This is a genomic window from Psychrobacter sp. TAE2020 (assembly GCF_018919485.1).
Lineage (GTDB): Bacteria > Pseudomonadota > Gammaproteobacteria > Pseudomonadales > Moraxellaceae > Psychrobacter.
Genome location: NZ_JAHLMU010000001.1, coordinates 1,791,010 through 1,817,845, shown reverse-complemented (window position 1 = coordinate 1,817,845; position 26,836 = coordinate 1,791,010). Strand labels below are relative to the sequence as shown.

General features: G+C 42.5%; 22 protein-coding genes. 13 read left to right on the top strand and 9 right to left on the bottom strand.

The window, feature by feature from the left end:
* Window positions 1-28 precede the first annotated feature (28 nt).
* Window positions 29-448, top strand: coding sequence for a DUF6691 family protein (locus KPY62_RS07345; RefSeq protein WP_216581429.1), 420 nt, complete (start codon window positions 29-31; stop codon window positions 446-448).
* Window positions 449-568: 120 nt separating this feature from the next.
* Here KPY62_RS07345 and KPY62_RS07340 read toward each other — a convergent pair whose 3' ends face one another.
* Window positions 569-2,233, bottom strand: a complete 1,665-nt coding sequence (locus tag KPY62_RS07340; RefSeq protein ID WP_216581428.1) for an AMP-binding protein — start codon at window positions 2,231-2,233, stop codon at window positions 569-571.
* Between the two features lie 276 nt (window positions 2,234-2,509).
* Here KPY62_RS07340 and KPY62_RS07335 point away from each other — a divergent pair, with 276 nt between their 5' ends.
* The 4 genes from KPY62_RS07335 (at window position 2,510) to KPY62_RS13765 (ending at window position 5,381) form a co-directional block, all read left to right on the top strand.
* Entirely contained in the window at window positions 2,510-4,696 is a 2,187-nt protein-coding gene (locus KPY62_RS07335) for an NADPH-dependent 2,4-dienoyl-CoA reductase (protein ID WP_228730610.1), read from the top strand.
* Window positions 4,697-4,784: 88 nt separating this feature from the next.
* Complete coding sequence (locus tag KPY62_RS13895; RefSeq protein WP_267459608.1) at window positions 4,785-4,916, top strand: hypothetical protein; 132 nt, start codon at window positions 4,785-4,787, stop codon at window positions 4,914-4,916.
* Between the two features lie 24 nt (window positions 4,917-4,940).
* Complete coding sequence (locus tag KPY62_RS13770) at window positions 4,941-5,156, top strand: hypothetical protein (protein ID WP_228730609.1); 216 nt, start codon at window positions 4,941-4,943, stop codon at window positions 5,154-5,156.
* 21 nt (window positions 5,157-5,177) lie between these two features.
* Window positions 5,178-5,381, top strand: a complete 204-nt coding sequence (locus KPY62_RS13765) for a hypothetical protein (RefSeq protein ID WP_228730608.1) — start codon at window positions 5,178-5,180, stop codon at window positions 5,379-5,381.
* A 54-nt stretch (window positions 5,382-5,435) separates the two neighbouring features.
* On the opposite strand, the gene KPY62_RS07325 is transcribed toward KPY62_RS13765, so the two are convergent.
* Together KPY62_RS07325 and KPY62_RS07320 are read right to left on the bottom strand one after the other, a co-directional pair.
* Window positions 5,436-5,852: a VOC family protein gene (locus KPY62_RS07325; protein WP_216581427.1), complete on the bottom strand. Its 417-nt coding sequence runs from the start codon at window positions 5,850-5,852 to the stop codon at window positions 5,436-5,438.
* Window positions 5,853-6,049: 197 nt separating this feature from the next.
* A complete protein-coding gene (locus KPY62_RS07320; RefSeq protein ID WP_216581426.1) occupies window positions 6,050-7,054 on the bottom strand; it encodes a lipoate--protein ligase in 1,005 nt (334 codons plus the stop codon).
* Between the two features lie 530 nt (window positions 7,055-7,584).
* On the opposite strand from KPY62_RS07320, the gene KPY62_RS07315 reads away from it, so the two are divergent.
* Window positions 7,585-8,430: a hypothetical protein gene (locus tag KPY62_RS07315; protein WP_216581425.1), complete on the top strand. Its 846-nt coding sequence runs from the start codon at window positions 7,585-7,587 to the stop codon at window positions 8,428-8,430.
* A 105-nt stretch (window positions 8,431-8,535) separates the two neighbouring features.
* Here KPY62_RS07315 and KPY62_RS07310 read toward each other — a convergent pair whose 3' ends face one another.
* Together KPY62_RS07310 and KPY62_RS07305 are read right to left on the bottom strand one after the other, a co-directional pair.
* Entirely contained in the window at window positions 8,536-10,137 is a 1,602-nt protein-coding gene (locus tag KPY62_RS07310) for a GMC oxidoreductase (protein WP_216581424.1), read from the bottom strand.
* Window positions 10,138-10,254: 117 nt separating this feature from the next.
* Window positions 10,255-10,548 (bottom strand): Trp family transcriptional regulator, encoded by a 294-nt coding sequence (locus tag KPY62_RS07305; protein WP_216581423.1) that lies wholly within the window; start codon window positions 10,546-10,548, stop codon window positions 10,255-10,257.
* Between the two features lie 280 nt (window positions 10,549-10,828).
* On the opposite strand from KPY62_RS07305, the gene trpB reads away from it, so the two are divergent.
* Window positions 10,829-12,064 (top strand): tryptophan synthase subunit beta, encoded by a 1,236-nt coding sequence (gene trpB / locus KPY62_RS07300; RefSeq protein ID WP_216581422.1) that lies wholly within the window; start codon window positions 10,829-10,831, stop codon window positions 12,062-12,064.
* A gap of 55 nt (window positions 12,065-12,119) precedes the next feature.
* On the opposite strand, the gene KPY62_RS07295 is transcribed toward trpB, so the two are convergent.
* The 3 genes from KPY62_RS07295 to KPY62_RS07285 all read right to left on the bottom strand — a co-directional run bounded on the left by KPY62_RS07295 (window position 12,120) and on the right by KPY62_RS07285 (window position 16,270).
* A complete protein-coding gene (locus tag KPY62_RS07295) occupies window positions 12,120-13,244 on the bottom strand; it encodes a hypothetical protein (RefSeq protein WP_216581421.1) in 1,125 nt (374 codons plus the stop codon).
* Window positions 13,245-13,317: 73 nt separating this feature from the next.
* Entirely contained in the window at window positions 13,318-14,853 is a 1,536-nt protein-coding gene (locus KPY62_RS07290) for an alpha/beta hydrolase (protein WP_216581420.1), read from the bottom strand.
* Between the two features lie 229 nt (window positions 14,854-15,082).
* Complete coding sequence (locus KPY62_RS07285) at window positions 15,083-16,270, bottom strand: hypothetical protein (protein WP_216581419.1); 1,188 nt, start codon at window positions 16,268-16,270, stop codon at window positions 15,083-15,085.
* Window positions 16,271-16,610: 340 nt separating this feature from the next.
* On the opposite strand from KPY62_RS07285, the gene KPY62_RS07280 reads away from it, so the two are divergent.
* Window positions 16,611-17,717, top strand: coding sequence for an alkene reductase (locus tag KPY62_RS07280; RefSeq protein WP_216581418.1), 1,107 nt, complete (start codon window positions 16,611-16,613; stop codon window positions 17,715-17,717).
* Between the two features lie 318 nt (window positions 17,718-18,035).
* Here KPY62_RS07280 and KPY62_RS07275 read toward each other — a convergent pair whose 3' ends face one another.
* The gene (locus KPY62_RS07275) at window positions 18,036-19,346 is read right to left on the bottom strand and encodes an NAD(P)/FAD-dependent oxidoreductase (protein WP_216581417.1); all 1,311 of its coding nucleotides are present in this window, start codon (window positions 19,344-19,346) and stop codon (window positions 18,036-18,038) included.
* A 405-nt stretch (window positions 19,347-19,751) separates the two neighbouring features.
* On the opposite strand from KPY62_RS07275, the gene acs reads away from it, so the two are divergent.
* From acs to KPY62_RS07250, 5 genes are all read left to right on the top strand, one after another.
* Window positions 19,752-21,722 (top strand): acetate--CoA ligase, encoded by a 1,971-nt coding sequence (acs, locus tag KPY62_RS07270; RefSeq protein ID WP_216581416.1) that lies wholly within the window; start codon window positions 19,752-19,754, stop codon window positions 21,720-21,722.
* Between the two features lie 172 nt (window positions 21,723-21,894).
* A complete protein-coding gene (locus KPY62_RS07265; protein ID WP_216581415.1) occupies window positions 21,895-23,142 on the top strand; it encodes an NAD(P)/FAD-dependent oxidoreductase in 1,248 nt (415 codons plus the stop codon).
* A 782-nt stretch (window positions 23,143-23,924) separates the two neighbouring features.
* Window positions 23,925-24,605 (top strand): CDP-diacylglycerol--glycerol-3-phosphate 3-phosphatidyltransferase, encoded by a 681-nt coding sequence (pgsA, locus tag KPY62_RS07260; RefSeq protein WP_201621682.1) that lies wholly within the window; start codon window positions 23,925-23,927, stop codon window positions 24,603-24,605.
* Window positions 24,606-24,964: 359 nt separating this feature from the next.
* Complete coding sequence (locus tag KPY62_RS07255) at window positions 24,965-25,681, top strand: hypothetical protein (protein WP_216581414.1); 717 nt, start codon at window positions 24,965-24,967, stop codon at window positions 25,679-25,681.
* 136 nt (window positions 25,682-25,817) lie between these two features.
* A complete protein-coding gene (locus KPY62_RS07250; RefSeq protein WP_216581413.1) occupies window positions 25,818-26,636 on the top strand; it encodes a hypothetical protein in 819 nt (272 codons plus the stop codon).
* Window positions 26,637-26,836 lie beyond the last annotated feature (200 nt).

The following is a 26,836-nucleotide window of genomic DNA, read 5'->3' as shown; positions in this document are numbered from 1 at the left end:
TAAGCGACGATAAGTAGAAGAGATGACCATGTTAAAAAATATAATTGGCTTACTGGTAGGATTACTATTTGGCTTTGGACTACTGATATCTGGGATGACTGACCCAGTAAAAGTGCAAGGGTTCTTAGATGTATTTGGCGCTTGGGATATCTCTCTAGCGCTAGTGATGGGTGGCGGCTTGATGATAGCTATCGTTGGAGTACAATTAGCTAAGCGTCAGGATAACAGTTGGATAGGCACGCTAATTGAGATGCCAACCAAAACTACAATTAATAAAAAACTGCTAATCGGAGCGATGTTGTTTGGTATCGGTTGGGGCTTAGTCGGTATCTGCCCTGGACCAGGGATCGTGTTGCTCGGTACGGGTCAGTGGCAAGCTTATGTGTTTATACCAGCGATGATTATAGGTATGTTGATGTATCAGTGGTTAGAGCCCAAGCTAGGCTGATATAAGTCTGCAACCGCTATGAGCATTTGTATGGCGACTAAAAAGCCAGCCTATAAGTTAACTCTAGGCTGGCTTTTTTATCGTCAAAAACCTTATATTATAAGATAAACCTTCAACAGCTTATTTCTTTGAAGGCGTCACCTTAGAGCTTTCATGCGCTAACGACTTAGCCGCTTGGCGCAGTTCAAATTTTTGTACTTTACCGGTGCTAGTTTTTGGAATTTCAGCGAAGATAATATGCTTAGGAACTTGAAAGCCAGCTAGATGCTGCTTGCAATGCTCAACAACTTTGTTACGTTGTAAAACGCTACCAGTATAGATTTCAATAAAAGCGATAGGTACTTCACCCCACTTATCATCTGGTGCGGCAACGACGGCACAGCTTAAAATTTCAGGCATTTTATATAAAACATTCTCAACCTCGATACTGGAGATATTCTCACCACCAGAGATGATAATATCTTTGAGCCTATCCATGATTTTAATATAGCCATCGGGGTATTTGACCCCTAAGTCTCCAGTACGAAACCAGCCATCAGCAAACGCCGCTTCAGTAGCTTTGCGGCTTTTTAGATAGCCTTTCATTATCATATTACCACGCAGTGCCAGCTCACCAATCTCTTCACCATCAGCTTTGACCAGCTCAGTGCTGCCTTGTTTGAACACTTCAAACCCATTCATTAGATGGGAGGGTACCCCTTGACGAGACTTCTTCTGTGCACGCTCAACGACATTCAAATTAGCCCATTCTGGCTGCTCAGCGCAAACAGTTACTGGCCCATAAGCTTCGGTCAGACCATAAACGTGAGTGATATCAAAGTCCATTTCTTCCATTTGAGCCAGCATAGTCTCAGACGGTGGTGCTCCTGCAACCCAGCCTTTAACGGCATGAGTAATGGCAGCTTTATATTCGGCTTTGCCATTAGCAATCATATTATGTACCACCGGCGCTGAACAATAATGGCTCACTTTATATTTAGCAATCAGCTGCAATATCAAGTCGGCATCCATCTTACGCAAGCAAACATTGACCCCAGCACGCTCAGCAATAGCCCACGGAAAACACCAGCCATTACAATGAAATAGCGGTAGCGTCCATAAATAGGTGGGATGTTTGGGCATATCCCAATCTAAGATATTGGAGACCGCATTCAGCGTAGCACCACGATGATGATAGACCACGCCTTTTGGGGTGCCAGTAGTACCAGAAGTATAATTAAGGGCAATAGCATCCCACTCATCGGCAGGCATCTCCCAATTATCTAAACAGTCTGAACTGGCTAGCAACTCCTCATAACTCAACTGTCCAAAGCGCTCTACGTCAACAGCACTATCGGTTGCATGAATAACTATTAGCTTAGGAAAGGTCTCATCGATGATCTCCGCCAAAGCTGAAAACTCACTATCCAAAATCAATACTTTGGCTTCAGAATGCTGGAGACAAAAGGTCAGCGCATTGATATCTAAACGCGTATTTAAGGTACACAAGACAGCACCTGACATTGGAACACCAAAGGCACTCTCAACCATCGCCGGAGTATTAGGCATCATCACCGCAACGGTATCGCTTTTATCGATCCCTAGTTTGCGCAGGCCATCTGCCAGTTGTCGACAACGAATGAAGGTCTGCTGCCAAGTTTGAGTCAGGTGATTAGTTTCGAGGTCATCATAAATAATGGCAGTCTGATTGGGATAAGTGTAGGCAGTACGAATGATAAAATCTATTGGGGTTAGCGGCTGATAGTTAGCTGGGTTCTTGCCAAGACCGGTGTGAAAGTCAGTCATGAGATAGTCCTTTATGTTGTTTTAATTTTAATCGCTGTTAACCGATAGCGAGTGATATCTAGTATAGACAATAGCTGTCAAAAAGTAAGAGTATTTCAGTATGCTCTATAGCGGTTCAGCAGAAGTTCATAGCTTTATTATTTTAATAATATAATAATCACTCACCAGTCGCTTGTGCTCGTAGCTGCTAATAATGGCATTATGTTACGATACAACAACTATTGACTGTCAAAGGTATTTGATAGCAGTCCTCTATTGATTGATAAGGATAATGACATGATCGCCAGCACCCATACTGCCAGCCAAGCCAAGCTAATAAAACAGAATAGCAAACAGGCAGACCATAGCGTAACTGTTAATGTCGCTAATGATTCAGAGCACTATCCTCATATATTTGAGCCACTAGATTTAGGCTTTACTACTCTTAAAAACCGTATTGTTATGGGCTCTATGCATACCGGCCTTGAAGATAGGTTTTATAACTATGGCAAGCTAGCTGCTTACTTCGCTGAACGTGCCAAAGGTGGCGTGGCGATGATGATAACTGGCGGTATCTCGCCCAACCGTGAAGGCTGGCTGCTACCTGCTGGCGGTACTATGAATAGCAAGATGGATGTCATCAACCATCAACGAGTGACGCGTGCTGTGCATAAATATGATAGCAAAATTATCATGCAAATCTTGCACAGTGGTCGCTACGGATATCATCCCTTTGTTGTATCATCAAGCGCAATCAAATCGCCTATTTCACCGTTTAAACCCCGTAAGATGAGCATCAAAAATATCGAGCAGACTGTCGAGGACTATGCACGCTCAGCACGTCTAGCTAAGCAAGCAGGCTATGACGGTGTAGAGATCATGGGCTCAGAAGGCTATCTGCTCAATCAGTTCCTATCGAGCCACGTTAATAAACGCAGCGACCAGTACGGTGGTGATATTTATGGGCGTATGAAGCTAGCTGTCGATATAGTTAAAGCGGTACGCAAGGCGGCTGGTGATGACTTTATCATCCTGTTTCGCTTGTCAGTCATCGATTTAGTCAAAGATGGCAACGTCATGGATGAGGTGATCATCGTCGCCAAAGCGCTAGAAAAAGCGGGCGTAACTATCATGAATACTGGTATCGGCTGGCATGAAGCACGTGTCCCTACTATCGTCACTAGCGTACCACGTGCCGCCTTTGTTGATTTTAGCGCTGAGATAAAAAAACATATCAGCATTCCTATGATGGCGGCTAACCGTATCAATATGCCGGATACTGCTGAAGATATCATCGCTAGCGGTAAAGCGGATTTGATTCAAATGGCGCGTCCGTTCTTAGCCGATCCGAACTGGGTCAATAAAGCCCAAGCGGGTCAAGCCGATCGTATTAATACTTGCATCGCTTGCAACCAAGCTTGTCTAGACCATACCTTTGAAAATAAGCGCTCAACCTGCTTAGTCAATCCACAAGCCTGCTATGAGACTGAGCTGGTCTATATCAAAACCAAAAAGCCTAAAAAGGTGGCAGTCATCGGTGGCGGGGTCGCTGGTATGTCAGCAGCACACGTAGCGGCGCTCCGAGGTCATGACGTTACATTATTTGAGGCAAAAGATATCTTAGGGGGCCAGTTTAACTACGCCAAGGTCATCCCGGGTAAAGAAGAGTTCTTTGAGACTATCCGCTACTATATTAATGAGCTTGAGCATTTAGGCGTTGAGATTAAGCTCAATACTAAAGTCGATAAAGTCATGTTAGAGGCGGCTAAATTTCATCACGTTATTGTCGCTACTGGGGTAGTGCCAAGAAGTCTAGCTGGCAAACTCGAAGGGGCAGATCTGCCACAAGTGATGACTTATGCTGAACTGCTCTCTGGTGAGAAGTCAGTGGGTAATACCGTTGCAGTCATCGGTGCTGGCGGCGTTGGCTTCGATGTTAGCGAATATCTAACCGCTCGCCATGGACAGTCATTAGATGAGTTAGCGCCTGAAACTCTAAAAGATCCAAGCTATCGTCCAGAGCCACAATCAATCAGTGAGTGGCGTGAGGAATGGGGCGTGACTGAGGATATGGCTTATAAAAGCGATGGTGGTTTGGTGCAGCCTGAAAGTATCACTCCTATACGCCAAGTGTATATGATTCAACGCAGCAAAGGTCGCTTAGGTAGTGGTCTAAACAAAACCTCTGGCTGGGTACATCGTGCTCATGTTAAGTCACATGGGGTGATTCAAGTATCTGGTGCGCAGTACGAAAAAATCACTGATGAAGGTATTTGGATCACTAATAACCAAGGCCAAAGCCAGCTCTTACGGGTCGATAGCGTAGTGGTCTGCGCCGGTCAAGAGTCAGTAGTGGATCTGATGCCGAACGTTGGCGATGCACCAGACGCGCAATATCACTTGATTGGTGGGGCAAAGCTGGCGGCTGAGCTGGATGCCAAACGTGCCATTCGCGATGGGGCTGAGGTTGCAGTTGGGATTTAAGATTTGATATTTCAAGTTAAATATAAAGGCGGCGAGATAGATTATCTTGCCGTTTTTTTTTGGTTGGAATTTAGCGGTTTAGGTTTTTATGGTTAATCGTGATTTTGTAGAGGAATGCGGTGGACCATTCGAATACTCATCCGGTGATACTCAACTACTTGGCATCGCTTTATCGCGAGCATTGGTAGCACATAGCTATACTATCTCTAGCTATTTGTAAGAGAAGTTTTGGCAACCTTCGGGTATGCAAGGTGATGCCTACTGGTCGCTTGATGGCTCAAAGAATATTGAGAAAGTGTATTGCTGCTTAAACGCTAGCGCTTTAGATTTTGCTAAGTCTGGGCAATTGTTATTGAATGGTGGGGAGTGGCAAGGTAAGCAACTGATTAGTAAAGAGCATGTTGATTATATGATTACTCCAAATGCAGCAGCTTTTACAGACGGTCAAGCCCAAGTTTAAGGGCATTCGGTATGAACCGATATGGACAGCCCGATACCCTTTTATGCCATGTTGGGACATTTAGGTCAGCGTGTCTTAGTGCTGGCTGAGGAGAACGCGATTATCGTAAGACTAGGTAAGCAGAAGGGACTGCCTACTGCTGTAGAGGGCTTTTATTTAGAGCCAGATTTGGGTCAGTACGTCACTGAAGTTAAGAAAATTTTGGATAACCTACCGGTAGAATGATAGATTGAGTTTACTGATTAGAGTGAGCTAGCAATCGTCAGTTCACTCTATAACTTACCAACTACCAACATTATCCATAGATAGCCAAGGCTCGCTGGGCGCTAAACGCTCGCCACTTTGCAACAGCTCAATTGAGATATTGTTAGGGTCTTTAACAAAGGCCATATAGCCATCTCTAGGTGGTCTCAATATATCAACACCTGCTGCCCTAAATATTTCGCACTGCTCATATACGTTATCGACTCTAAAGGCAAAGTGACCAAAGTTATTGCCGTTGCTATATTCTTCTTCATCCCAGTTGTGGGTGACCTCAATCTCTGGCGCTCCTTCATGAGTCGCTAAAAAATATAAACTAAACCTTCCTGATTCAGAATCCTTTTTTCTTAGCAGTTTAAGGCCCATTAGCTCGCAATAAAAAGCTAAAGTCTCCTCTAGTTTATTGGTGCGGATCATTGCATGTAAATATTGCATAAAATACCTCAAGGTTGACAAACGTTTAATATATCGAGTCGTAAAGTGGTCGGATTTGTTTTCTAGAACGGTTAAAACTTTGCAAAATTATAAGGCTAAGTTTACAACTAAGCCTAAGTCCATTTTTATTGCCTAGTTCAGTTTAATTCATACTAGAAACAGCAATTATAGCTATAGTGAGTCGCTAAACCTTAATCCTAATTCTCAATCTCACTAATCAGCCATCCGCAGAAGTCATCAATTTGATCTGCTAAATCAGGCTGCCTTTGCTTTAACTCATTAAGGTTGGCTTTGATATCATTCTTATTATATTTAATCCCTGTCAGGGTATCTTTTAAGCTATCAATCAACTCAACATTTAACGCATCAGAGAAGATCACTACTTGTTGCATCACCGCTTGTTTGACATCCATATGTAGATCAATCAGCCCCCAGTCAAAGCGGGTTTCGATACGATGCGAGAATTCAGGGGTCTTGCCAAAGCGCCATTGCCAATCTGACATCTGCTGATAGTATTTATTAAGAGCAGGTTGCTGAACGAGGCTGGCTTCATCTAGCTCTTCTACCGCAACGGTTTGACCATAATATTCGCAGAATGCTTCTATAAGCGCTTGCGAAAGGACTTCGTGATCAATGTCTGCATTGAATTCGACTAAGTTAGCCACTCGCGCACGGACTGACTTGATGCCTTTGGCTTGTAGTTTTAGCGGGTGCGGATTGAGATAATCACCCAGTTTTTGCATGTCAGCGTTGACTAATAAAGTGCCGTGATGAAAGCTGCGATCAAGCGCATGTTTGAAGGCACTGCCCGATATCTTACGGTCGCCAACTTGCATGTCGTTACGACCCGATAGGATGGCATCGATGCCTAAAGATTTTAGTGCATTAATAATGATAGTAAAGTTAGCGGCTTGATCATAATCGGCTTTTGGCGATAAGAAGGTGAAGTTGGTATTGCCTAAGTCATGAAATACCGCACCACCACCACTTTGACGCCGTGCTAAAAACACATTGTCTTCTTCCATCTTATCGGTTTTACATTCTACCCACGGATTTTGCGAACGTCCGATGACTACGGTTTCACTATTGCGCCATAAGAATAGGGTGTGCGAGTCGGGATTGAGCGTATTAAATATCCAATCCTCGGTCGCTAAGTTAAACCAAGGGTTAGTGACTTCTGATTTTAATATTCTTAGTTTCATTATTTATCCTTCTCTTGAATAGTTTTTTTAGAGTGAATATTATTAAATAGATACTGTCATTGTTGCTGATGCGAGATTGGAATTCAATGGGTGTGTGGTAGAGAGCAGGGTGGTTAAATTTGAGTCTTTGACTAGCTAACTTATTTCGAGTCTTTCTGTTATGATTACGATTGATATTAGGTAGCAAATATAATTAGTTGAAATAAGCTACCTAATTTACAAGAATATATTTGATTATGGATAGTAAAATGAAAAATTTAGATACTCCTAGGAATGGTAAAAAAACTCGTGCATCAAGAACTTGGCCCATGATTTAAAAATACGGAATAATTAATGCTGCCGGGCATGCAGTTGATCGTAAAGCTGAGACAAAAGGTTACACCGCATTATTAGAGATGGGTTTGGAGGCTTATGCTTTCGAAGCAGTAATACTTCGCTATCCTGAACTATTTTCTGACAGTGCTGTAGAAATATCTCAGCAACGAATGAAAGAATGGAAAAGTTCATAACAATCTTACATAGGAATGTACATGGAAACTTTAAGAGATGAGTATCAGGAAAAAATTAATATTGTACTTCTTGATGGCTTTGAAAAAGAATTATTGGATTCTGCTTTTATTAACCTTTTAACTCCTAACGCACTGAGGTTAAATAATTTTGCTTATGCACTGCGTGAACTCACAAGGCATGTTTTGCATAGACTAGCGCCAGATAATGAGCTTAGAAAATGTGAATGGTTTAAACCAGATGGGACGTCATCTAACGGAATTACTCGAAAGCATCGAATAAAATTTGCAATACAAGGTGGTCTTTCTGATTTTTACGTAATTGAGAAGCTTTATATTGACGAAGTTGATGACGTTTCTAACGAACTGAAAAATATTATAAATGACTTGAGTGAATTTACTCATATAGAAGAATCGAAGTTTAATAGTTCAACAGAAAAAACTAAAGAAACGGCAGAGCAGTATCTTTCCGTAACACTTAGTTTTGTTAAAAAGATTGATGAGCTTAGAAAAGAAATAGCAGATAAACTATTTGAGAATATTGATGAAATGCTGATTAAACGAATAAATAGTGAGTCGGTTGTCGAGTTGATGGAAATATCAACCCATCAGTATGTTGAACAAATAACACCAGAAAAAATTCATGTTATTGAAGTTGGTGCAAATTCACTGGTAATGAATGTTGAGGCACTTATAGATGTGATTTTGCTATATGGATCAGAATCTGATCGTCGTAAAGACAATGGAGCTGAAATTTCAATTTCATTTCCTGTTTACAGTGAAATGGAAGTGTTATTTAAGAAGCCATTAGGTAGTGTCATTAATCTCAATCAATTCAGTGTAGATATTTCTAGTTGGTATGATGGATAGTATTAATAAAAGTGTAACTAGAAATAGCTTTATCCAACCTAAATCAAAAAAACGCCCCTCAAGAGCATTTTTTTATCCAACCAGTTCTTATAAATCTTTCATCATCTAAACAAAATCTTCCCGCAAAATAGCAGACATATTACGCTCAGCCAACCCCGTAATAAACACATAAGGATTGACGCCAGCACTGCCGGGGATTAATGCGCCATCTTGCACATATATATTCTTATGCCCTTTGACCCGGCCAAATTCATCGGTCGCCAAACCTAATACGCAGCCGCCGAGTGGATGATAGCAAAAGTTATCACCAAAGCCTTTGGTAAACAGTAAGCTTGAGGTAGAGCCGCCATTGGCTTTGGCGAGTTTATCTAAGAGCTCTTTAGCAGCGTTTACCGAGTACTCGTTTTGCTCACGTTTCCAGTTTAGTTTAACGGTTTTGGTAGCTTTGTCATAGTAATAGTTGCCACGTTCTGGGTTATCCGTGATAGCGAGATATAGCGTCGTCCAAGTCTCAAGCCCTAGCGGTAATGGAGCAAGTTCAGCAAATATTTTGTATCTCGAGCCACCTCTATCACCGTCCCACATATTGATGCCTTTGACTGGGATAGTAGATTGGATAGTGCCAGCTGCATGGACGAAATTGCGTCCAGTCATAATGTTGCCGTTAGGTCCCCAATGCTGCCCGATATGTTCGTTTAGATGATTAAGATGACCCTCAGCCTGACTCTTTAGTAGCAGCTCTGAAGTACCGGTACTGCCTGCATTAAGAAATAGCTTATCGCAGGTGTAATGCTCAACTTCATCAATGCCGCCAAATTTATTGATGACATAAACTTCTAATCTGAGCTGGTTATTATCGAGCGCTTGGATAGTATTAACTTTGCGCAGAGTTTTGACCGTGACATTGCCGGTAGCTTCAGCGTCTTTTAGATAAGTTAAATCCAGTGAGAACTTGCCCGCGTTATTACCATAAATAACTTCACCGCCGAGTGCTGACTTATAGACCTCATCTTTGGCCTCGCGCTGCATATAGTCAAAGTCGTAGCTATTACCAAAAAATTCAGTTTTAAGGCCCGCTTTTTCGGCTTGTCGTTCAGCGGCACGAGTGAATTCATAATGCTTGGATTGATTAAAAAAAGCTTCGGGGATTTGACTGACTTTAAGTTCCTTCATAGCTCGGGGAAAATAGATGTCATACATCTCGTCCGCATTAATCCATGGAAAAATAGCTTCAAAATGCGTGCGTCTTGGCTCAATAGCAATCGCGCCATTGACGATAGAGCCGCCACCGTAAGCACGCCCAGCGAATACTTTCATCTCATCGTATTCGATTAAATCTAAGACCCCAGGGTATTTTTTGATAGGTATCGGAATAGGGATAGGCGCATTGGGCCAATTGCTAAACCAGCTTGAGCGTTTATCAGCGTTAATCATTTTGCAAAAGGTATCGTGCTCAGGGTTTCTATCCCAGCGCATGCCCATCTCTAAAATCAGTACCTCATGCCCCTGTTCGCTCAATCTGAGTGCTGATACTGCGCCGCCATAGCCACTGCCAACGATAATATTACTAAAGTGTCCGGCTTGAATAGCTTTGGTTGGTAGTTTTGACTGCTTGGCTGAGAGCGTTTGGCAGCCGCTCATTGCAGCAGAAGTACTAACAGCAGCTATGCCTAAGCCCATTGATTTAATAAGTTGTCGTCGTTGCATACGCTTCCTGTTTTTATCATATTTTGACAACCAACAGTCTAGCGAACATAACTGTCTTTATTATTGCACTGACAGCGCTTACTTAACACTTACTAGTCATTCAGTAGATTTTCATCCTTAAACCTCATCACCAATGCTTGGCAACAACGCCTCAATCTGATGCTGACCAAATGCCTTTGCACCGCGCGAAACAGTAGCAATACCTACGCCTAGCTGAGCACTGATCTCTCTTTGGGTCACGCCTTGATCTAATAATGCGAAAATCCTTATACGATTCACAAGCTCTTGCTGTTCATTTTCGGTCATCAACGCCGCTAATATTTCCGACAGTTGGGCTTTATCGTTGGTTGCCACGAGCAACTCTAATAGGTAGTTGTAGGCTTTACTGGATCGATAGTCTTCTTTTGTCATGCTAAATACTTCCTGAATATAAACAGTTAAAAAACGGCTAATAAAAATAAATGCTATCAAAGCATTTTAAGCTACTGCTGACGCTTGACCTAATATAAAACTTACTTTAGAATATGTATCAGTGTACTAGAACATGATAACATTTATTTATTATAGTACATAATCTTAAGTTTAAAAACACTTTAAAAGTGCTTAAAAGAATAGCTTTAGACATAGCTTTTAAAAGCTATTCGACAAACTAGTTTACTTATATAACCTCCAAAAGCATTAAGGTTCTAATATGACAATTAATAATAAAGTAGAGACCGCAAACGGCTATGGCTTACATCAGTTTCTGCTCCCTAGTGATGAGGGTTTATATGGTGAATTCGGTGGCAAGATTGGCCACCCTGAATTAGCCAAAGCCATGGAAGAGATAGAAGCAGGCTTTCGTGAACTCATCAAAGAGCAAGACTTTATCGATGAGATGAAGCGCTTGCGTGAGACTTACGTGGGTAGACCGAGTCCGCTATATCATGCAAAACGCTTAACTGAGCATTGCGGCGGCGCACAAATTTATTTTAAGCGCGAAGATCTGAATCATACTGGCGCTCACAAAATAAACCACTGCTTAGGTGAAGTACTACTAGCAAAAAAGCTAGGCAAGACTAAAGTCATTGCTGAAACAGGGGCAGGGCAACATGGTGTGGCGTTAGCAACGGCTGCAGCACTGATGGGCTTGGAGTGTGAAATACACATGGGGGTGGTAGACATTGAGAAGGAACACCCTAATGTGAGTCGAATGAAAATCTTAGGGGCTGATATCATCCCAGTATCTCGTGGCGCTGGCACCTTAAAAGAAGCCGTCGATAGTGCCTTTGATGCTTATCTTGGCGAGCTAGATACTAGTATGTTTGCCATTGGCTCGGCGCTTGGGCCTGCGCCTTATCCCGAGATAGTCAGCTATTTTCAATCTGTAGTTGGCCATGAAGCACGAGCGCAATTCTTAACCAGCACTGGCAAACTGCCTAACAAAGTGGTGGCTTGTATTGGAGGTGGCTCTAATGCTATTGGAATCTTTAGTGGGTTTTTTGATGATGAGAGCGTGCAGAAGATAGGTGTTGAACCAGCAGGCGAAGGCTTAGAAACAGGTAAGCATGCGGCTACTATGACCCTAGGAGTCAAGGGCGAGATTCATGGTTTTAAGTGCTATGTGCTGCTCGATGAACAGGGCGAACCCGCAGCAGTGCACTCGATTGCTTCCGGCTTAGATTACCCGGGAGTTGGGCCCCAACATTCGCACTTGCGAGACAATAAACTGGCGACTTATGAGTCGGCTACTGACAGTGAGTGTTTAGAGGCGTTTATGGCGTTGTCACGATTAGAAGGTATTATTCCTGCTTTAGAGACGGCGCACGCTATTGCTTATGCGATGAAGATTGCCAAAGATATGCCTGCTGATGAGACTATCTTAGTCAATTTATCAGGACGGGGCGATAAAGATATTGATTTTATTTTGGATAAAGTAAAATTGTAATTTAGCCTTGAGGCTAGAGAGTGGCTTACTAAATAGGTAATCCACTCCAAGTTTGTTATTCAATATTATAATCTACACAAATCACACCATTTGAGCAGTCTCTATTATCACCCTCTTCCCAAGGCAGGACTAAAGGTATAGGTAAGGCCATTTTTAGCTGGTGGCGTACTTTGGACCACTCCTGTATCTCATCACCCTCCTCATCAAATTCAGGTACTGGATAGGCTTGCTGGCGTTGTGAGTCAGACATCGCCATAAACTTAAGTAGACTACGAGCATCTTGCGCCAAAATACTAGTAGCACGTTTGGCCAGTTTTTGCATGGATTGCTCATATTCTGGACTTATGAATTCATGTACAGCATCATCTGTCCACTGAGTGTTATCTGAACCAAAAAACACGGCACGACGATAGAAGTCGAATAAACTATCGGCATCTTTGATAAAAGAGCTTTTTGGGTAATGTTGGATATAATCCTGCCAAAACTTAGCTCTAGTAATCACTTCATCGAACGAGATGTCAATCGCCGCATCATTGGAAAAAATCTCTTGGTTGTCTTTTGCCATCTGTTGAATAAAGGCTTGTTGATCCTCAGCTAAGTAGGGAGTAAAGATATCAGCCATAGCCTTTAAGTCATGATCAAACATAAACATCCCTTCGCCTATATACAATATGCTAACGTCAGCCTTAGCCTCTATCAGTTTGATCAGATACTGCATGCGTGGGGTGAGAGTTTGTAGCTGCTCTGCGGATATTTTTTTACCTGCCTCCATAGTTTCAACTAGAGTATAAAAATGCTCATAATCCATATAGCTATCAAAATATAAAAAACGTTGATACATTGCTTGATAGCTTTTTAGAAGAGCTAATACTTCGGCGTTATTTGCGGTGGGTAAGCAAGCCTCTAGTTGCTGTTGAATAGCATAAATCGCTTCGATCTTACTGGTGTTATCTATTTTTTGCATCGCTTTATTGAGCGCTATACAAGTTTGCGCATCGATAGCTGTGCTTGCAACAGTCGTTGGTTGTGCAACTTCTATAGGGGGTGATTTTTCTTTCTGCTTGATAGTATCAGTGGCAGTTGAGTCTGATTTTCCAGTGGAGTCAGACGAGGGCTTGCAAGCGCTAAGGGTTAACAGCAGGCTAGTAGCGAGCGTTAATGCTAAGGCAGTCTTTTGCATAATATATCCCCTGGATAGATAACCCGCTACCAGCTTTTAGATAACTAAGGGTAAATGACGACCAATCTCTTAACTATTTAGCACAATATATATTACCTTGCCTACTGTTATTTTTGCCATTAGCTAAACTGTTTGGGTCTATCAGATAGTCAACGACTTGGTTGTCGACACAGCTACTTAAATCAGATAAGGCTAAAGTATGGCCGTCACTGTTACGAGTTAATAATACTGAATTTAAATACTTTTGCATAGCTAAAGCGTTGATGTAAGGTGTCGCAGGGTCATCAGTTTGAGCTATTAATAACAGTGGCGGTGCAGAAGGCGATAGCTTAGGAACATGCGGTACATCACTGCCGGCAATAGGCCAGTAGTAGCAAGTGTCTAATATTTCTTTATCAGTAAATTTGCGAAAATCATCCCATGTTAATAGCGCATCAACACGTTTTATGTCATCGATGTAAACGGCTTTTTTCGTTAAAGTCGGCGCACCGTCAGCACATAAGATAGCAGCAAAAGTCGCAAAATCGGTATTGTCTTTCTGATCGGCGATAAGCTGTTTATAAAGTTCGAAATTCTCATTCTCAAGCTGATGGAATAAAGAGTCTAGCATCGGCCATTGTTCAGGCCACATCAAAGAGTCATAGATTATGCCAGACAAGCTCACTGGTAAAATACGCTGACCATCCAAATCATATAGCTGATGATTTTCGATATAGTAATAAAGCTTAGCGAGCTTAGCTTCAGCAGCTGCGACAGTATTAGTATCAGCAAAATAACAATCAGACTTTTGACGACAGGAAGTCAGAAAACGCTCAAAGGTTTTTTGTACGGCTACCGACTGATTTACCGCCATTTGTAGTTCAGTCTCATTCAGATTGACTACACCGTCGAGGACACCAGCTCGTAGGTATTGAGGAAACTTCTCTGCATATAGAGCAGCAATTTTAGTACCATAAGAATAACCAATTAAGCTAACCTTCGGCACTCCTAGCGCTTGTCGTATGGCCTCGATATCATTAACGGCATAATCTGCCCCTAGCTGCGTCAATAGATCATGGGGAGTGTGCTCCCAACAGCCTTGTGCAAAGCTCTCTGCATCTTCTGGAGTAAGCACCCGATCTACAGTGCTACATTTGACCGTAGGAGTACTAGGGTGCACGCCGCGTGGTGCATAACCAATAATATCGAAGTGCCTAGATAGTTTTTGGTAAGCAGCTGAATTGATAGGTGAGACATCCAGTCCGGATTGGCCTGGACCACCAGAGATACTTATCAAGGTGCCGAGCTTTTGCTGTTCGCTACCGCTAGCGGGTAAGCGTGATATAGCGAGCTTGATAACGGTAGGTGTCCCCGTATTCATTAGCGGTACTTTAATGGTGGCGCACTGTAAGGTGTCTACTTCTGCGTAGCTTGGAAACCAGTTGGCAAAACTGGGCTGGACACAAGGCTGCCAATTAATAGAGCTCTTATTAACGTCGTTATCAGGATTCACAGTGCTGTTGCTGGTAGTAACCTTTTGCTTAGTTAACGGAGCATAAGTTGGCGGGAAGCTGGCACAAACAACAGTAGTTAAAGCTAGCAAGGTGCCACGAAATATTTTGGGTAACATGAGTCGGATATACCTATAGAGAAAAGATGCTGTGCCAGCTTGATTAGTGATGTATTGACATCAATCATATAGCAGCATAAGTCGCCACTTCTGTGACTTAGCTTGAGAGTTTATATGACTGATGTTTTAAGCTTTTATAGTAGTGCTAGCATTACTAAAGGCTGCTGTTCATAACAAATACTGATAAGAAATATTGATAAGAAATATTTATATCAACTATTTATACAAACTAGCTAGGCGAGCTATCAACACAAACTATGCCAGTAAAGCAGTTCTTATAGTCACTTTTATGATCACTTTGCCAAGGTGACGCTATTTGTAAGGCTGTTGCTAGCTGATACTTTGCTTTTTGTCGTTTATCTAGTTTATCACCGTTATCATTTTTACTGGGTGCTGGATACTTTTTCTGACGCTGGCTAGCCGATAAAGCCATAAAATCAATCAAGCCTTGGGCGTCTTGAGCTAGTTGACTGTTTGCAGATTGCCCCAGTTGGTTAATGGCTTGCTGCTGTGCTGGATCACGGAATTCTCGTAATTCATCATCTGTCCACTGAGTATTTTCTGAACCGAAAAATAGCAAATAGCGATAGATAGCAAATAAGCTTTTGGCGTCTTCAATAGCATAGCCATTAGGATAACGCTGAATATAATCTTGCCAAAATATAGCGCGTTCAAGTACTTGATCAAAAGGGATGGCAATCGTCGCATCATGCCAAAAGACACTTTGGTTGTCTGTTGCTAGGCGCTGAATAAAGGCACTTTGGTCCTTAGGTAAGTAGGGAATGAATAAGTCAGCCATGGCCTTTAGGTCATGATGAAAGGTATAGTCGCCTTTGCCAAGATACAGCACGTTAACATCAGCATTACTCTCCACTAGTCCAAGAAGATATCGGATGCGAGGGGTGACTTTTTTTAGGGCGGCTAAAGGAAATTTTTCGCCGCGTTCAGCTAGGTTCATTAAAGTGTAAAAACTTTGTTCATTTACTGGCTGATTAATCGATAAAAAACGTCCGTACAGCGCTTGATACTCTGCTAGCCATTGCAGTATTCCGGAGTTACCAGCAGTAGGTAAACAAACCTCTAATTGGCGCTGAATAGTATGAATATCTTCAAATTTACTTTTATTATCAATCTCTTGCATAGTATCGTTAAGCTTAGTACAAATAAGCTCATTAGTTAGTTTGGTTTCAGACAATGCTACCAATGCCTTAGTGAGTGCTTTTGGGGTTTTGGCTTCTACAAGCGGTTCGGTTTTAGTCTCATCTGGAGTTTGGGTAGCCGCTGACGGTTTCGGTTTATCCGAGTTATTTGCAGCTTCTAATTTATCAGATGCAGGCTTAGCAGGCGGCGGTTGGCAAGCACTAGTAGCAAACAGTAGGCTGGCTACCATCATTAGTGCTAAAGGGGTCTTTGGCATTGATTACATCCTTGCTTAGATTAATACTCTAAGCTTATGACTTAATAGTGGTCTGAGTTGCGGTTTGAGCTAACGATTCGATTATCAAACAGAGCTGATTTTTTAAGCAGGATACAACAACGAGACGCATTGCTCAATGTAATTGTAAAAGCTATGAGCTTAGTTTTATATTGCTGAGATATTTTTGTACTGCCCAGTAGCGTTTTTGTTTGTAAGAGTCAGTTGAATAATGACTCACCTGCCTAATAAAGGATCCCACTCATCTAACTATTCTATTTACTGATGAGTTTTATACCCATAGATAGACAACAATCAATACCAAAGATAAATAGGATTTACCATGGCATACGATAACTTATTTGAACCAGTAAAAATGGGCAGCCAAACCCTTAAAAACCGTATTATTATGGCGCCATTGACTCGCCTGCGTTCTGTTGAACCAGGTGATGTTCCAACCGCATTAGCAGGTGAATACTATTCACAGCGTGCGGCAGGAGCAGGGCTAGTTATCGCTGAAGCAACCCAAGTATCTTTTCAAGCTAAAGGCTATGCTGGCGCGCCAGGATTACATACCTTAGACCAAACCACCGCTTGGAAAGTCATCGTCGATGATGTACATTCTAAAGGCGGCAAAATCGTAATACAGCTATGGCATACCGGTTTGGTTGCGCATAAGAGCGTACAACCAGATGGCGAAGCCCCTATTTCGGCTTCGGCTGTCAAAGTTAGTGCCCGTACTTCTCTGCGAGATAGTGACAATCAAGCGATTCGCGTTGACACCACCCCACCACGTCCAGCGACTGCTGAAGAGATTCAGCAAGTGATCGCTGACTTTGCTCATGCGACTAAGTGTGCGCAACAAGCAGGGTTTGATGGTGTTGAGGTTCACGGCGCTCATGGCTATCTGTTACATCAGTTTTGGGTCGAGCAAACCAACCAGCGTGATGACGAGTTCGGTGGTAGTCGTGAAAACCGCGGCCGCTTGACGTTAGCGGTTATCGATGCTTGTGTCGAGGCTTGGGATAGCGATCATATCGGTGTCCGTGTTTCTCCACAAGGCACTTTCAACAGTGTCGAAGCGGGCTATGATGAAGATGATAATATCTGGCTAATTGAGCAAATCAATAAGCGTGATTTGATGTATCTACATTTATCTGAACCTGATTGGGCAGGTGGCACACCCTATAACGATGGTTTCCGTCAGCGCATTCGTGATGCCTTTGACAATACGATTATTGCTGCTGGTGGTTATACTGCTGAAAAAGCCGTAAGAAATGTTAGCGCAGGCTATATTGATGCCGTCGCTTTTGGTCGTGATTACATTGCTAATCCTGATTTGGCTGAACGTATTCGCCAAGATGCCCCGCTCAATAAGCAGCATCCAGATAGCTTCTATGGTGGTGGTGCTCAAGGCTACACTGACTATCCATTCTTAGATCAAGCTTAATCTGCCTTTATATTTTAGATAAAGCTTTAAATAAACCGCTTTATCTGTAATAGCTAAAAAGCCCCAATAACTTGATGTTGTTGGGGCTTTTATAGTGTGGGCTGTTAAAACCTCTGACAATAAAAAGCAGCCTTGTTATTAATAGCAAAGCTGCTTTTTATCTAGTGAATGCTTATTATTTCTAATCGTTGTAGCTAGGGTGTAGCTATTGACGGTATGGCTATTTAAATGCGAGCTAACCGATGTTAGCAGTTTGCTACTGCTAAAGAGTCTGCTTTAGATCGATGTTTAAGCCGCGCAGCAAGTTCGTTTAAGCGCTTAAGCCACTTCGCCGCAGACAAAACCACTAGCCCAAGCCCATTGAAAGTTGTAACCGCCAAGCCAGCCGGTAACATCAAGCACTTCTCCGATAAAGTATAGTCCCTGTTGATAGTTACTTTGCATAGTCTTGGAGGAGACCTCATCAGTTTTGACCCCGCCACGAGTGACCTCAGCAGTACGATAGCCTTCGGTACCTGACGGCTTGAGCTGCCAACCATTGATTGCTGCGCCTATTGCCTCTAAACGCTCGTCTTTGATATTAGCCAGCTCAGTATCTTTTATATCTTCCCATAGGCTGCTCTGTAGGGCGGTCAGTAGCTTTTTCGGTAAAGCATTATCAGTGTTATCAGCTACCACTGTACGGATTAACTGTTTTGGATGCGATTTTTTATGAGCTATCAACAAGCTGCTAATGTCTATGTCTGGCAGTAGATTAATCGCAATAGGCTCACCGACTTGCCAATAATTTGATAGCTGTAAGATAGCAGGACCGGAGAGGCCTCGATGGGTAAATAACAATGGTAGCTTGAACGAAGTACGAGTGTTACTAGCTACTACTGGTAAGCTAATACCTGCCAGCGCGCGTAGTAACTCACCGGTCTTATCAGTAAAGGTAAATGGCACTAAACTAGCATCCGTAGTCATTAGCTGATGACCGAATTGCTGCGCCAGCTCATAGCCTAGACCACTAGCACCCATAGTAGGAATAGATAAGCCGCCAGTAGCCACTACTAGCGACTCACAGCTGTAGCTTGTCTGTACTAATAGCGCATGCTCTGCTAGTTCTTTTTTACTGAGCTTTTTATTGGTTAATAACTCGAAGCACACATTAGAGTTTTTTACTTTATTACTGTTTGTTTGCAGGCTGTTATCTACAGCTTTAACTTGCTCAACTTGAGTGTTCAGGCGCACTTGTACTCCCGCAGCATCACATTCATCAAGCAGCATAGTCAAGATATCCTGCGCTGAGTCGTCACAAAACAGCTGCCCATGTTCACGCTCATGATAAGCAATCTTATGCTGCTCAACTAGGCTAATGAACTCCCAACTAGGATAACGACTAAGGGCTGATTTACAAAAATGCTCGTTGGCACCAATGAAGTGCTCAGACTCTACAAAGTAGTTGGTAAAGTTACAGCGCCCACCTCCTGACATAAGGATCTTTTTACCCGCCTTGTTAGCATGATCCACTACTAGTACACGGCGACCGCGACGACCAGCGGTGAGTGCACAGTATAATCCTGAAGCGCCAGCACCAATAATAATGACATCGAAGTGATGCTGTGGGAGTGTATGGTTAGAGGTCATTGAACATCCAATTAAAAAACGATTATAGTAAAAAACTTAACCTTAGAGTAAGCATAAGACTGAAGCGCCTTTCATTACTTGCTAGTAGGTAAGTGTACAGATATGCAGGGATTATTCTTCATTAACGGTTGATGTCTTGCATCACTAGGGCTTATTTGTCAAACTAGAACTAAAGTATCCTGCATTATGGAAGTGGATACCGCATCGCCTGTCGTTATTCTACTGACGCCATCACTATAGAGTTAACAATAGTGATGGATCGCTATCACTAGTACTAGTTTATAAATAGAGTTGGTGTCTTTTGCGACTGACTAATTCGGCTATTATAACAAATAGCAACTACTATTAAGACGCTATTCTCAGGCATCGTTATACCAGTAATAATAATTAAAAAGGAGTAGGATCATGGCCCAGAAATTATTTCCCATTAGTACCGAATTTATGGCGGCTGCCAATACTAGTGCCGAGCAATACGCAAAGGATTATCAGCGCTCGATTGCGTCAACTCAAGCTACCGATGCTTTTTGGGCTGAGCGTGCTGAAGCTATCGATTGGATCAAAAAACCAACTATTATTAGTAACGTGAACTACGATTTAGACGACTTCCGTATTAAATGGTTCGAAGATGGTGAGTTGAATATTTCAGTAAACTGTCTCGATCGACATCTAGAGACTAACCCTTATAAGCCTGCTATCATTTGGGAAGGTGATCATCCTTCGCTTAACAAGATTATCTCTTTTAAAGAGCTGCACAGTGAAGTCTGCCGTTTAGGTAATGCTATGCGTAAGCTAGGTATCCAAAAAGGCGATCGCGTTACTTTATATATGCCGATGATACCTGAAGCTATGATCGGCATGCTGGCTTGTGCTCGTATCGGTGCTGTACATTCGGTCGTATTCGGCGGCTTCTCGGCTGACAGTCTTGGTAATCGTATTATAGATAGTCAATCCAAGCTAGTGATTACCGCAGATGAGGGCCTGCGTGGTAACAAGCGTAGCCCACTGAAAGTCAATGTCGATCATGCGTTAGATATGGAAGGCACGGAATGCGTCGAAAAGGTCATCGTGGTCTATCGTACTGGTAACTCAATCCCGATGAGCGGCCGTCGTGATGTCTGGTATCACACTCTAGTTGAGGCTGAGCAAGAGTACTGCGAACCTGAGGTGATGAATGCTGAAGATCCGCTGTTTTTATTGTACACTTCAGGATCGACAGGCAAGCCTAAAGGGGTGGTGCATACTACTGGCGGCTATATCACTTATGCGCTGTCGAGCTTTCGTGATGTGTTTGATATAAAAGAAGATGACATTTACTGGTGTACCGCTGATGTTGGCTGGGTTACTGGTCATACTTATGCCACTTATGCTCCACTTGCCAATGGCACCACGACGCTGATGTTCGAGGGCGTGCCGGATTACCCAACATGGGCACGAGTTGGCAATATTATTGATAAACACAAAGTTAGTATTTTATATACGGCGCCAACGGCCATCCGCTCAATGATGAAAGAGGGCGATGCGTTTGTCACTGAGTCTGATCGCTCAAGTCTGCGCTTGCTCGCCACTGTCGGTGAGCCCATCAATCCAGAAGCTTGGGACTGGTATTACAATGTGGTCGGTAATGGCAACTGCCCGGTGATTGATACTTGGTGGCAGACAGAAACGGGCGGTATATTATTGGCCCCTATTCCAGGTACAGTAGCGCTCAAGCCAGGTGCAGCAATGAATCCACTCTATGGCATCATACCTGATGTGGTAGATAGTGACGATACTATACTCGAAGGCCCAGCTCATGGTAATTTAGTGATTAGTAGTAGCTGGCCAGGACAGATGCGTGGTATTTATAACGATCATAAGCGTTTTTTAGAGACCTATTTTAGTGATTATCCGGGACATTATTTCACTGGTGATGGTGTACAACGTGATGAAGATGAGCATTACTGGATCACTGGTCGAGTTGATGATGTACTGAATGTATCTGGCCATAGGCTAGGTACTGCTGAGGTTGAGAGCTCGATCGATGCCCATCCCTCGATTGTGGAAGCGGCGGTAGTTGGCATGCCTCACGATATTAGAGGGGTAGGCATTGCCGCTTTTGTTATTCTAAATATAGGTGAAAAAGCTGATAATAATCTGAAGCTTGAGCTTAATCGCCATGTGCGTAACGAAATTGGTCCTATCGCTAACTTAGATGCTATCTATATCGTTGAAGCTTTGCCAAAAACCCGCTCTGGCAAAATCATGCGTCGTATTTTGCGTAATCTAGCTGCAGGTCAGTATATTGGCTTAGGAGATCTGTCTACTTTAGCGGACAGCTCAGTGATCAATCAGTTAATCGAGGTGGTAAAAGCGGAGCACAAGGCTAATAATAGCTAAGCTGTTAGCGCTGGTAAGTCGATGCTAATAGCTTAAGTATGATGCTTAATTAAATCAACAGCTTCATGTCAGTAGTATTTTTCTACTGCAACCTTCACCGGTGGCTTACCCATTTTCTCAAACACTGTTAAGTACTTTCAATCGTTGCCCTAACCAAAGGCCTACTGTCACTATGACTGATCACTCTGCTAATGCTAACAACTTGTCTTCTAATAATTTATCAACCAGCGTCGCCAGCACTAATAGCTCAGTAAAGATAGCTATCATCGGTGGTGGCCTAAGCGGTCTTTTTACGGCTACTTTATTAGAGCGTGCTATTGCTCAGCGCTCTACTCAAGCACACAATGAAGCAGAAGCTAGTAATAGTGTTAATACTCAGCATCCCCAAATCACCATCTTTGAAAAGTCTCGTAGTGTTGGTCGTCTAGCAACTCGCTATCGTACTGATCGCCTGACTAATCAGAACTGGCAGTGGGCGTTTGGTGCGCAGTTCTTCACTGCCAAGTCAGACAGTTTCGCCCAGTTTATCGCCCCTTGGTTACAGTCAGGGTTGTTGCAACCTTGGTGCGCACAAGTGGTTGAGTTAACACCAGCTGATGGCAATGCTGAGCCTATTATCAGTAAAAAAGAGCAGTGGGACACTACGCATGCTCGCTATATTAGCAGTCCCAAAATGACTAGTTGGGGTCGAGAGCTAGCCGATAATCTAACTAATAGCAGTCTTAAATTTAAAACCCGTGTGGCCCCATTAAGCACAGAGCATCATCAGTCTACAGACCAGCAAACGGAGCTGTTTGATGAGCTTGGTGCCAGTTTAGGCTACTTTGATTGGGTGATCTGTACAGCACCTAATTTGCAAGCTATTGAGCTGTTGGCAGATAGTGGCTTTTGTAAACAGGCGCAAATTAGCCAAGCCAAGATGCTGGCTTGCTATACCTTAATGTTAGGCTGGGACAAAGTCAGTATGCTACCGCAGACGTTGCAAAACAGCGTTGCAGCGACTACTACGCCAGTATGGGATGTGGCTTATCCCCAACAGTCAATACTCGCTAAGATATTTGTGGAACATCAAAAACCTAGCCATAGCGAGCTATTACCTAGTGTCACTATTCATGCTAATAACGACTGGTCAGAGGCGCACGTCAATGATGATCTTGAAATTATCCAAGCGCAATTATTAGTAGCAGCCAAGCAAGCATTAAACTGGAATAACGATACAGCACCAAGCCAAGTAGATTGCCATCGCTGGCGTTACGCCGCTACTGTGATCAATAAGGGCGAGGAAGGGTTAGGAGTTTTAGTCGATAACGATCGCCACTGGATCGTCAGTGGTGATTGGTGTGGACAAGGTAATATTGAGAGTTGCTACTTGATGGCGGAACAAGTCGTTGAAGTAGTAGCCGCTGCTTTAAGTCTGTAATTGCCTTTATTTATCTGCTATTACAAAGACCATATATGAGCTTATGCCAGCATAACGCACCACATTCGCACGTATAAACATCACCTCAGTCAAGTGCGTGCCGTCATTAGCAAAGCAACCCTAGGCAAATCAAGCGCAAGATCATTATAGTATTGATTAAGTAGTAACTGAATATGCTGGTCAAATTGGTAGTCAATCTAATACACATGAACATAAGATTCATATCAATAAAGAAATTAGCAGACAAAAAAAGGCCCACAGAGGAGTAACTGTGGGCTGAGGAAAACTGGCCAAATAGCTGGATAGTTAGCTATAGAATCAGTGAGTACTACTTATTATTGTTGGTTTCTTAGTAAAATTATACTTTATACAAAGTAATCAGCTTTGATGGAATTTACATGAGGTTAATCATGATGATTTCAATGTTTATACATATTCACTTACAACTACCAGTGCACAACTGTAGCTCGGCTATTCGTCTATAATAGCCGAGGTATGGCCAATTTTATAGTTCCAGTTACATGCTATTACGTTCGTACAGGTTTTAATACAATGTCTTATTTTGAAACATTTGACCTCTAGTCAAAAGAATACTACCTAATGTCGGATAAATATTGCTATTAAAGGATTTTGAACTACTTTTTTACGAATTTTTATCTGGGTAAAGTGAATAGATACAACTACACATAAATAGATGGCATGACGTCATAGATGAAAAATGCTAAGCTAGCAGCCATAATCGCATCTCCTATTATTTATTTTCTTATTAGACTGGTTCTGTCATGACCAAAAGTACAGATATACCTACGCCGCAGTCACAGCCAGTACCGAACGATAAAAGCATTTTTAATCTGCCGAATAACCTGACTATTGCGCGTATTTTGATGATTCCGTTGTTCGTAGCGATCGCTTATTGGCCGCCGGCAATGGGCATCAATATGCCTGCGATAACAGATAACGTTATTGGACGAGTAGGGATGAGTGAGTTTAGCGATAGTTTGCTACGTCACTTGTTGCTGACTGGCGTGTTTATCATCGCCGCTATTACTGATTGGCTCGATGGTTATTTTGCCCGTAAGCTCAATGTGATGTCGGCTTTTGGACGCTTTTTGGACCCTGTCGCTGACAAACTAATGGTAGCGGCGGCGCTGATTATTTTAGTACAGTGGCATCCTAATATTATTATGGCAATAGCGGCTATTGTAATTATTTCGCGCGAGATTGCAGTATCAGCGCTACGTGAATGGATGGCCGAGCTGGGCAATCGTACTAGTGTAGCGGTGTCTTATGTGGGCAAGCTCAAGACCACTTTTCAGATGATCGCTATTACGGTACTGCTACTGAACTGGGAGTCACTGGAATTGGTTGGTTATGGTCTGATGGTGGCAGCAGTGATCTTAACCCTCTGGTCGATGTTTATTTATCTTAAAGCGGCTTGGCCTTATCTTAAGCAAAGCGGCTAACTATAAAAGCTTGGATTGAAGCATTATTGAGTTGGTTTTCGCTAGATATTTATATTAATACTTTAAGTAATGATCTCAGTAATGACCTAAGTAATGACCCAAGTAATGAACCGATTTTTTAGCTAGTAGTCATTTAGCTAGTAATAACGTCAGTAGCCTAAGGCTATTGGCGTTTTTTTGGTTTTAGCTAGCACTATAATTTTGGCTATTTTTTAAGTTATTTTAAACTTTGATTGTTATAGTGATTAAGATATACTCAAAAATAATCTACCGAACATTAGTAAGGCTAGTAAAGTGGCGCACGCTATAAGATAGTATCCACACAGCCGACTTTGACTGGTTTATAGGAGTAAAGCGTTATGAAATTATATAAAGGGCAGTGTTTTACTGGCGTTGTATTATTAGCGCTGCTGGCCGGTTGTTCTTCCACGGCTCCTATAAGCGAAAGCTCAATGCAGACGGCTTCAAAATCGGAACGTTTGGGCACTCAATGGGGTGATGAAGTTAATTCGCCAGTGACTAGCGTTAATTTGCGTCGTACTAGTGAGAGACCTATCGAGCAAATGCAGCTTTATTATGCCGATAAAAACTACAGTGGTCGGGCTATAAATAGTATGTCACTAGTGGCTGGAAAAATCGACTTTTCAGTAGCTACTGATAGAGGTGATTTATCGCTTTATCGAGATAATGGTCATTATTACGTTCAAGGTCATGCCGGCCAAGCCTACCGTTTAGTGTATAAAAATAATAGCCCTAATACTTATGAAGTAGTGGCTAGTGTCGATGGCTTAAATGTCATTGACGGTAGTGCAGCCAGTCGTTATGCCACTGGTTATGTGCTAGCTCCCAATAAACAGCTAGTGATTGAAGGGTTTCGAAAAAATAAAAGTGCGGTAGCCTCGTTTATTTTTAGCAAGCCAGAGAATGCTTATGTGGCGAATACTGATAGTGGCTCTATAAATAATACCGGCGTTATTGGTGCTGTTATTTACCAGCTTTATGATCCTTCTCGTCCTAGAGCGCAAAACTTACAAGCCTTTCCAGCAGATAATGGCTATGCCAAGCCACCAAAATAAGCGCTACTGTTATTTGATTATGATCAAATCAATGAGTGCTCGGCTGCTAACCGTTATACAGTAATTAAAGCCCCCTAATAGCGTAGCTAATCTAGCAACATTCCTAGCTACCAATTACTTACAAGAGGAAATAAGCATGAAACTAGTCAAAAAACAATCATTGCTTGCCGTCGGTTTAGTAGCGCTATTAACCGGGTGTTCATCGAATACCAGCATAAAAGAGGACTCTGCTCAACCCTCGTCTGAGCCCGTGCAAAATGAGTCTACGCAAGATGCAGCAGGGCAAGATGAGACCGTGCAGAATAATGCTGATTCTATGCAAGAAAAGTCAACGCAAGATACCAGTGAGTCAGAGCGTTTGGGTACTCAATGGGGCGATGAAGTTGACTCACGAGTGACTGTGGTTGATCTGCGTCGTGTCAGTGACCAACCTATTGAGGAGATGCAGGTAAGTTATGCCGATAAGACTTATAAGGGCCGCGCCTTAAATAGCATGTCGTTGGTTGCTGGTAAGATTGACTTTTCAGTAACCACTGATGACGGTAATTTATCAATTTATCGTGATGCTAGTAATTACTATTTGCAAGGTAAAGCAGGTCAGGCATACCGTCTGGTTTATCAAAACAATAGCAGCAATACTTATGAGATCGTCGCTAGCGTCGATGGTATCAACGTTCTTGATGGTAGCGAAGCCAGTCGCTATGACGATGGCTATGTGTTAAACCCTAATGAACAACTGGTTATTGAAGGTTTCCGTAAGAGTGAAGATGCAGTAGCTTCTTTTATCTTTAGCAAACCTGAGAACGCTTATGCCGCCAATACCGATAGTGGTTCTATAGATAATACCGGCATCATCGGTTCAGTCATCTATGAGCTTTATGATCCATCTGAGAGCAAGCCAAAAACGCAACAAGCTTTTCCAGCAGATAATGGCTATGCCAAAGCACCAAAATAGTTATTAAAATAGCCGTTAATAAAAGGCTGTGTTGACTAAACCAGTTACAATCTACACTTTATAATAGATAAAAAATGCCAGCGATACGGTTATCGCTGGCATTTTTAATTACTGACTGTTTGCTAACTAAAAAGTACTGATTAACTAAATAGTACTAATTAACCAAAAACTAATGATCCATTAAAAAGCTTTTTCATTCG